Genomic DNA, 8,098 nt, shown 5'->3' with positions numbered 1-8,098 from the left:
CCGACCCCGTACGCGATCCCTGGCGCCCCGCGATGCGGGAGGCCCTGGCGGAGGCGGAGCGGGCGCGGGCGACGGGCGACGTCCCGGTGGGCGCCGTCGTCCTCGGCCCGGACGGCGGGACGGTGCTGGCCCGCGCCCACAACGCCCGCGAGGCGGACGGCGACCCCACGGCGCACGCCGAGCTGCTGGCCCTCCGCGCGGCGGCCCGCGCCCGCGGCGGCGACTGGCGGCTGGCGGACTGCACCCTCGTCGTCACCCTGGAGCCCTGCACGATGTGCGCGGGCGCGAGCGTCCTCGCCCGGGTCGGCCGCGTCGTCTACGGCGCGGCGGACGCCAAGGCGGGCGCCGCGGGCTCCCTCTGGGACCTGCTGCGCGACCGCCGCCTCAACCACCGCCCCGAGGTCGTGGCCGGCGTCCTCGCCGCGCCCTGCGGCGACCTCCTCACCGCCTTCTTCCGCGATACCGATTTCGGCGCACGGCCCCCAGTGGGCTAGAGTTCCTCTCGGTAGCGTGTCCGAGCGGCCGAAGGAGCTCGCCTCGAAAGCGAGTGAGGGGCAACCCTCCGTGGGTTCAAATCCCACCGCTACCGCTCTGTGAGCAGGAAAGACGAAGGGCCGGACCTCGCGAGGTCCGGCCCTTCGCCGTGGTGGGTCTCAGTTCGGGTCTCAGTTGACCGGTACGAGCGCCCCGGCCAGTCCGTCGTCATCGTCGTCGGGCTTGTCCGACGCCTGTTCCCAGATGAGCCCGTCGACTTGTTCGGCGATGCTGGTCCGCACCGTGTCGACCATGTGCTGATAGCGCGCGGCCATCGAAGTGGACGACCAGCCCATGAGCCCCATGACCGCTCGCTCCGGGACTCCGAGGATCAGCAGCACGGTTGCGGCCGTGTGGCGGGCGTCGTGCAGCCTGCCGTCCCGGACCCTGGCGTCTCGCAGCAGCTCCTTCCATTCGTCGTAGTCAACCCGGGTGGACGACCCGCGCCCGGTCGGCGTGGCGAAGAGCCAGCCTTCGTCGTGCCAGCGCTCCCCCGCCGCAGCGCGCTCGACTTCCTGCTCCTTCCGGTGGGCCCTGAGAAGGTCCACAAGCTGTGGAGGCAGCCCGACGGCCCGCCGCCCCGCACGGGACTTCGTGTCGGCCGTCTCCGGATTCGTACGGCGGCGCCGAGGGCAGTAGCCCGCTTTCCGGCCGCAGGCGTCACCGCACCCATGCGCGTACTTCGGACGGCGACGGCTACGACGGACCCACAGCACCCCGTTGCCCAGGTCGACGTCCGTCCACTTGAGGCCCAGGGCCTCACCCTGGCGGAGCCCCAGCGCGAGGGCGACGGCCCAGCGTGCCGAGTTCCGCCGTTCGTCGGCGGCGCTGAGCAGCCGGCGTACCTCTTCCACCGTGTACGGCTCGATTTCCTTCTCATCGATACGGGGGGCCTTGGCCAGCCGCACAGGGTTCTTCCCCAGATGGCCGCGTCGTACGGCCTCGTTGAGCGCGGTGCGGAACGTCCGGTGCGCCTGGTGGGCTGTGGCAGCCGCACTGCCGTTGGCCTGCATCTTGGCGTAGAAGCGCTCGATGTGTTCCGGACGCAGCCGGTCGAGCCGGTGAGCGCCCAGCCCGGGGATGAGATGGACGCGTACGGCGACGCCGTAGCCGACCATGGTGTTCTCGCCCACGGCGAGGGGAGCGATGCACTCGATCCAGTGCGTGAGCCAGCCTTCCACCGTCCACGCCTTGCCGGGCTTGCGGACCGTGCTCGTATCGCGCTGCCGCTCCAGCTTCCGCACGGCTGCCGTGACGTCTGCCTTGGTCTTGCGCTTCACGTGGCGACGGTCCGGGATGCCGTCGTCGCGTACGCCGACGGTGACGCGTCCGTGCCACTTGCCGTCAGCTCCCAGGTAGACGGAGGAACGGCCGTTGGGCTGGCGAGAGCGCTTCTTGTCGTCTGTCATGGCTGTCCTCTCAGGCTGCGGGAGCGGAGGCGGCGGAACGGGCGGACTGGCGAAGGCTCGCGACGTACTCAGGAACCGCGTCGGCGGGCACCCTGCGGAGGCGGCCGACGGTCACCGACTCCAGCTCCCCTGAGCTGATAAGGCGGTAACAGACGGTCCGTCCGACGCCGAGTCGCCGTGCAGCTTCCTCCACACTCAGCAGCGCGAGCGTGGTGTCCGTGCCGTGCGCGGTGCTCAGTCCGGGCTCCACGGACCTCCCTCCGGGACGGGGACGCGGGACCCCTGCCGCAGAAACCGCAGAATCCGCAGAAATACCCGGATCAGGGGCCTGAACTGCGGCGATGGGGGTGGGCTGGGTGCTGCCGCAAAAATCGCGGGAAGTGCCGCAGAAATCGGCCGGGCCTGGGGCGGTGGCGTGGGACGCCGTGGCGGTGGGGGATTTCTGCGGCGGTTTCGCGGGTTTCTGCGGCAGCCCGGCGGGATGGCCGTGTGGGGTGCTGCGCTGCTGGTCAGCGGGGGTGTGCTGGGGTTTTTGTTGTTTCTGCGGTTTCTGCGGCTGGGTGCCCGTGATCGCGGGCGTGGGGGCCGTCATGCGTGCCCCTCCCGCACCTGGGGGTGGACGACGTAGCGGGGGGCCGGTGGCCGTCCCCGCTTGCTCTTGCGCGGCGGCGTGTCCACGCGCAGGTAGCCGTGGTCCTCCAGCAGGTTGATGGCGGGTTCGAGTTCGGCGACGGTGGGGAACTCGGCGCGGGAGAGCTTGGCGAACAGGTCGCGCCGGCTGACCGACTCCCAGCCGTGCGCCCGCAGCACCTCCAGCAGGCTGGTGGCGCGTGTCTGCGTGGCGTCGGCGCCCATCAGGTCGAAGGCCATCAGCGCCTGGGCGGCGAAGTAGTCGGCCAGCTCGATGGCGGCCGTCATGGTCTCCGCGCCGATCGGCTTGCCGTAGCCGTCCGCCAGGTGCTCCGCGAGGTGCAGCAGCCCGGCGATGCGGGCGGCGGCGCCGACCAGCTTGCCCGCCCATTCGGTGACGTGGCCGAGCCTGCCGCCCTTGGTGCGAAGCTGCGGTTCCAGCCGCTCCCCGTAGGCGACGACGACGGCGTACGCCTCCTTGGTGAGCCGCAAGACCACGGGATCGGTCCACTGCGCCAGGGAGAGCGTCAGAGCGATGATCTGCCTCTCGTAGGCGGCGGCCACCGCCCCGGGTACGGGGTCGGGGTCGACCTTGCGGTAGCCGACCAGGGATTCGGGCAGCGCGTACAGGAAGCGGGCCAGCAGTCCGCGCCCGTCGAAGGTGCGGTTCTTCCCGATGTCCTCGATCACGACGGGCTGCACCGCCAGCCCCATGGTCAGCGCGGGCTCTTCCAGGAACTCCTCACGCGAGCTGCGGTCGACGCGCAGTCGGTCGCCCGCGTGTCCCTTGAGGAACACCTCCATGTTCGGGGCGCTGGAGTAGCGCCCGGCGATGATGTCGAAGATGCCGCCCTCGGCGGACATGACTGCCAGCCGTCCGCCCTGTTGGGCCATGAGCGAGGCGATGCGCTCCGGTGTGGCGTCGTCGGCCAGGAGGCGGGGACGGGCGGGTACGGTGACCGCCTCAGCGGCATTGGCCAGGTCGACGGCTTCGGCCAGGAGCGCGTCGCGCTCCGGACCCTCCGCGCCGGCGGCCTTGGCCGCTGCCTTGTCAGCGGCTTCACGGGTGACCTTGGCGGTCAGCTCCGCCTCCACGATGCCCCCGGCCGCCTCGTCCACGAGGTGCCGTTCGGCGGCGTACAGCGGGGCCGTCATAGCGGCGAACACGGCGGACTTGCGGTTGGCGGGCGGGAGCGCGACGACCACGTAGAGGTTGGTCGGCTCGCGCCACCGCTCCCGCACCTCGACGACGCTGCGGCCGCCGGCCGCCGTGGCCAGCACGCTCAGCGCCAACGCTCCGGCCAGGTCCGGGGGTGTCTGGGTCTCCTCGGCGAGGGCGGCGCAGAAGGCGCCGAGCCAGCCGGGGAGGGCGTGCAGCGGGAAGGCGGGGAGCGCGGGGCGGGCGCCCAGCGGGATGGGCTCCTGCCATGTCTCCGGGAGCTTCTCCTCGCTCAGCGCGTACGCCTCGCGTACCTCGGCCGCCGTGGCGTCCGGGGTGGAGGCGGCTTGCACCAGACGGGTTCCCGCTTCGATGAGGCGGCGCCGTTCGGCCAGTTCGTGCACGATCTCGGCGTAGTACGCGCCGTTGGCGGCGGTCGGTGTGGCCTGGACGAGGGACTGGACGTAGCCGGGGCCGCCGGCCCGCTGAAGCTCGCCCAGATGGTTGAGGTGGTGGGCCACCGTGATGGGGTCCGCCGGGCGACCCTGGGCGTGCAGTTCCACGATGACGCGGTGGATCGTCTCGTGCGCGGGCCGGTAGTAGTCCTCGGGCGCGAGGGTCGCGACGACGGCGGCAAGCGCCTCGGGCGACAGCATCATCGCGCCCAGAACGGCCTGTTCCGCCTCAAGATCCTGGGGCGGGCCCGAGCGGTCCCCCTGTCCGATGAGGGCGAACACATTGTCGTAGGGCTCTTCGAGAGGGCCAGATGGCATCCTGGATTCCTCCTGTTTCCAGGTTGGGAGTGGGAGACCGGAGGCGGCGGGCTGTCCTTGGTCGGTTGGCCGCCGCCTCCGGGCGGAGCTAGGACTCGGCGTGCGCCGTGAGCCACGCCAGGTACTCCTGGCGGACGTACGGGCGGTACGACATGCCCGGAGGGCTCACCAGCGGCCCCAGCGGGCCGCGCGTGGTGTGGTGGGTGTAGTCGAAGTCGGCGAGTCGGTGAGCCGCCTTCTCCGCCGTCTCGATGGCCTGAGCGGCGACCTGGGGGGCGTACCTCTCGGCTTCGGCCAGCGCGATGCGGTCGAGCACGGCCGCCTTGCGCAGCCAGTACTCCCGCCCCATCGGGTCGCCGAACTCGCGATGGGCCACGCTGCTGAACACCCACGTGATCTCGCCCAGAATGCAGGGCGCCTCGGCGTAGGCGGATTCGGGGGTCGGTGCGGTCGGGGGTGTGGTCATGGGTTCAGTCCTCCCTATGGCTGGTCGGTGAGAGTGGCGAGGAGTTCGGGCAGGGGGCCGCCGAGGGCGGCGAGGCGCCGTTCGATGGCGTGCCAGGAGTCGGGATCGATGGCCATCAGGGCGGACGCGGCGGTCGCGTGGTCGCCGCGTCCCAGGGCCGTCAGCGCGTCGCGGAGTTCCCCAGCGGCCATCAGCGAGATGTGATCTGAACGGGGCATGTGCGCCTCCTGGGCGGTCAGTTGCCGATGCCGGAGAAGGTGTTGCTGAGGGCCGCCATGAACTGGTTGATGGAGGGGGCCATGTCGGTGGAGGCGAGGTAGAAGCCGAAGAGCGCGGCGAGGATGAAGCCGCCGCCTGTCAGGGAACGGAGCTTGAAGGCGGCGACCACGGCGACGCCGAGGATGAGGACGAGGGAGACGGAGATGTTCACGGGGCGTTCCCTTCGCGGTGGAGTCGGGCGGCGTGGTTGTAGAGGGCGCGGCCGAGGCGGACGCGCTTGCCGTGCCCGTGGCAGCGGTGGCAGTCGCGGCCCCGGCGGAGCTTGCCGCGCCGGGTCTGCTTGAGCTGGAAGCCGAAGCCACGGCAGGTGCGGCAGTTGCCGTACGGGCTGGCCGCGCACAGCGCGACGTAACACAGGGTGATGAAGAGGATGGCCGGTATAGCGGCCAGGGCAGGGGTCATGAAGCCCTCCCAGGGCAGGTTTCCGGGATTGACGCTGGTGGGCCGCTGTCCGCTAGCAGCCTGATCAAGAAGGTTCCGGGGTGCTAGCGGGGGTGCTATCGATAGCGGGCCGTACCGCTATCGGCAGCAGCCCCGTGCGCTCAGCCTGCGTCGCGGTTTCGGTCACGCTCCGCAGCGGCGCGGGTGATGTCGGCGCGGGTGATGCCGCGCCGGTTGTGGAACTTGCCGCCGACGCGCTTGCCGACCTGTACCGTCTCGATGCCGAACGGCTTCAGCGCGGCAGTCAACTGCTCGCCTTCCCAGCCCTGATAGATCTCCGGGCGCAGCTCGGCCAGGCGCTCGATCAGCGTCTCGTTCCACACCTTGGCTTCCTTGGCGGGCATCACGGCGAGGATGTCAGCCAGCAGGGTGGTGTTCGCGCTGGCTCGCTCGGGCGTCTGGCCTGCGGCGTGGCCGGTGAGGGTGCCCGCCTTGATGCGGGCGGCGCGGGCGCGCCGGCAGATGCGGTCGGCCTGGACCGTGTCCGTGTAGTAGGCGCGCACGATCTGGGGGTCGTCGGCGGCGCCGACCAGGTAGCCGATGCCTTTGTCGGATCGGGTGAACGTGGTCGCGCGGATCCCGCCCTTGTACATCGAGGTCCCCAGCACCATGTCATTGGCGTCCTGGTCCATCACCCGCAGGCAGAAACGGGAGCCGATGTTGGCCTTGATACCGGTGGGCAGGCTGGCCTTGTCCGGACGCTGGGTGGCCAGCAGCAGGATGACGCCCAGGGCGGGGCCGCGCTTGATGATGTCCGTGCACAACTCGCCCGCCTCCTTGCCCAGCTCGGGGTGGCTGAACAGCTCTTGGCACTCGTCCACCGACAGCACCAGCGGATGCAGACCGAGGGAGGGTTTCGCGGCCAGTTCGGGGGTGACCTTCTTGTCCGGGCAGGTGTCCTTGGGCAGCGAGCTGATGACCTTCGCCCGGCGTTCCAGATCCTTGTGGACGTAGCGGATGGAGGACAGCGCGGCCGTGCAAGTGGCGTCGTCCGGGCCGGAACCGTAGTCGGCGGCCACCTGCTCCAGTCCTTCCAGGTCGCCGGTGCCCTTCAGCTCCCACACCAGCACTTCGGCCCGCACATCGAGGGCGGCGGCCAGCAGCAGGGTGCGCAGCGCGACGGTCTTGCCCATCCTCGGGATGGCGCCGATCAGCATGTTGTCGTAGATCAGCGTGGCCTCCACCTTCCGGCCGCGCTGGTCGGTGCCGAACGGGATCGGATCGAACAGCGACGCCTCGCCGGTCTTGGCCAGCGGCCAGGCGGGCGAGGCGACCTTGTTCAGGGGGCGGTGGCCGACCCAGAGCATCATGCGCCCGGCGTGCTCATCCGAGACCGGCTCGGGCCACACGCAGCCCACCGGACGCCGCAGCCCGGAGGCAAGGCGGTCCCGGCGGTCCATGATGTCGGCCACGGTCACCCCGTGCGGCAGGTCGACGTCCGCGCGCCAGCCGGGCCCGTCCTGCCGGATCGGATGCGGGAACCCGATCCCCTCCCCGCCCTTGGCCAGCGCCTTGTTGACCTCCGCGATGCCCAGAGAGCCGAGCGCCCGCTCCACCATCCCAGAGGTCAGCCGCTCCACCCGGGTGGGCACCACCGCGCGCGAGATGACCGGACGGTCGGCCGGCGCCCCCAGGCGGCCGAGCACGAGCGTGAGCGCGCCGATCGCGGTAGCCGTCAGCCAGGTGGGGGCCAGGATGTGGACGGCCAGGGCGGCGGGCAGCCCGACCAGCAGCGACAGCGCCACCACGGCGCCGCGCCAGCGCACCCGGCGATCCCGCAGCCGGGCCAGCTTCAGGTAGTCGGCCACGGCCGCGTTGCCCCGGTCGGCGGCGGCCTGGCGCTGGGCGGCGCCCTCGGCGTCGGAGGCCCAGCGCAGTACCCCGCCGGTGAACTTCGCGGCCCCGACCGGGGCGCGCACGGCCAGGTTCGCGGCGTAGTAGGGGGTGCGGATGGCGTGGTAGGCGGCGGTGTGCCCGACATGGCCGATCAGCCAACCGGCCGCGTCCAGCAGCTCCGGCTTCGAGCGCAGCCACCCGGGCAGCAGCGCGTTGCGCCGCGCGCCCCGGATGCGCTCCATCAACCCCGGACCCGACACCGCCGGCGAGTCCACCATCACGGCCCCATCGTCAGCCCCGTCCCCGCCCTCGGGACCGGAGGTCTCATCGGGCGGTGCGGTGCGCGCGGTGCGGACCTTGTCCAGGTCGACAACATCGGCCGACTCCTGTTCGGCCAGCTCGGACTCAAGCCGTGCGAACAACTCGTTCTCGTCCTCGTGATTCACTGACGTTCCTTCCTTGGTCGGGAGGTGGCCAGGGGCCCGGCCGCTGCTTTGGTCGGTTCGTGACCGGGCCCCTGGAGTCATGCGGAAGTGCGGAAGCGCGGAAGTGCGGGGTGCCACGGCGGCCC

At 71.5% G+C, this 8,098-nt stretch carries 9 protein-coding genes and 1 tRNA gene; 2 read left to right on the top strand and 8 right to left on the bottom strand.

What is annotated here, in order from left to right:
• Together tadA and G5C65_RS03715 are read left to right on the top strand one after the other, a co-directional pair.
• The coding region (tadA, locus tag G5C65_RS03720; protein ID WP_165297135.1) for a tRNA adenosine(34) deaminase TadA at positions 1-494 on the top strand (494 nt) is incomplete at its 5' end.
• A 10-nt stretch (positions 495-504) separates the two neighbouring features.
• A tRNA-Ser gene (locus G5C65_RS03715) sits at positions 505-589 on the top strand.
• 76 nt (positions 590-665) lie between these two features.
• Here the strand turns inward: G5C65_RS03715 and G5C65_RS03710 are convergent.
• The 8 genes from G5C65_RS03710 to G5C65_RS03675 form a co-directional block, all read right to left on the bottom strand.
• Positions 666-1,943: a tyrosine-type recombinase/integrase gene (locus G5C65_RS03710; protein ID WP_165297134.1), complete on the bottom strand. Its 1,278-nt coding sequence runs from the start codon at positions 1,941-1,943 to the stop codon at positions 666-668.
• Positions 1,944-1,953: 10 nt separating this feature from the next.
• Positions 1,954-2,535 carry a helix-turn-helix domain-containing protein gene (locus tag G5C65_RS40665; protein WP_165297133.1) on the bottom strand — a complete coding sequence of 194 codons (582 nt, stop codon included), beginning with the start codon at positions 2,533-2,535 and terminating at the stop codon, positions 1,954-1,956.
• Positions 2,532-4,505: a DUF3987 domain-containing protein gene (locus G5C65_RS03700; protein ID WP_165297132.1), complete on the bottom strand. Its 1,974-nt coding sequence runs from the start codon at positions 4,503-4,505 to the stop codon at positions 2,532-2,534. The genes G5C65_RS40665 and G5C65_RS03700 overlap by 4 nt, the downstream gene beginning before the upstream one ends.
• Before the next feature lie 88 nt (positions 4,506-4,593).
• Positions 4,594-4,971: a hypothetical protein gene (locus G5C65_RS03695; protein ID WP_165297131.1), complete on the bottom strand. Its 378-nt coding sequence runs from the start codon at positions 4,969-4,971 to the stop codon at positions 4,594-4,596.
• Positions 4,972-4,985: 14 nt separating this feature from the next.
• Complete coding sequence (locus G5C65_RS03690; protein WP_165297130.1) at positions 4,986-5,189, bottom strand: hypothetical protein; 204 nt, start codon at positions 5,187-5,189, stop codon at positions 4,986-4,988.
• A 17-nt stretch (positions 5,190-5,206) separates the two neighbouring features.
• Positions 5,207-5,401 (bottom strand): hypothetical protein, encoded by a 195-nt coding sequence (locus G5C65_RS03685; protein ID WP_165297129.1) that lies wholly within the window; start codon positions 5,399-5,401, stop codon positions 5,207-5,209.
• Positions 5,398-5,652 carry a hypothetical protein gene (locus G5C65_RS03680; RefSeq protein ID WP_165297128.1) on the bottom strand — a complete coding sequence of 85 codons (255 nt, stop codon included), beginning with the start codon at positions 5,650-5,652 and terminating at the stop codon, positions 5,398-5,400. The genes G5C65_RS03685 and G5C65_RS03680 overlap by 4 nt, the downstream gene beginning before the upstream one ends.
• 140 nt (positions 5,653-5,792) lie before the next feature.
• The gene (locus G5C65_RS03675; protein ID WP_165297127.1) at positions 5,793-7,973 is read right to left on the bottom strand and encodes an FtsK/SpoIIIE domain-containing protein; all 2,181 of its coding nucleotides are present in this window, start codon (positions 7,971-7,973) and stop codon (positions 5,793-5,795) included.
• Positions 7,974-8,098 lie beyond the last annotated feature (125 nt).

The organism is Streptomyces boncukensis (assembly GCF_011045075.1).
Lineage (GTDB): Bacteria > Actinomycetota > Actinomycetes > Streptomycetales > Streptomycetaceae > Streptomyces > Streptomyces boncukensis.
This window is presented reverse-complemented; position numbering and strand designations above follow the sequence as displayed.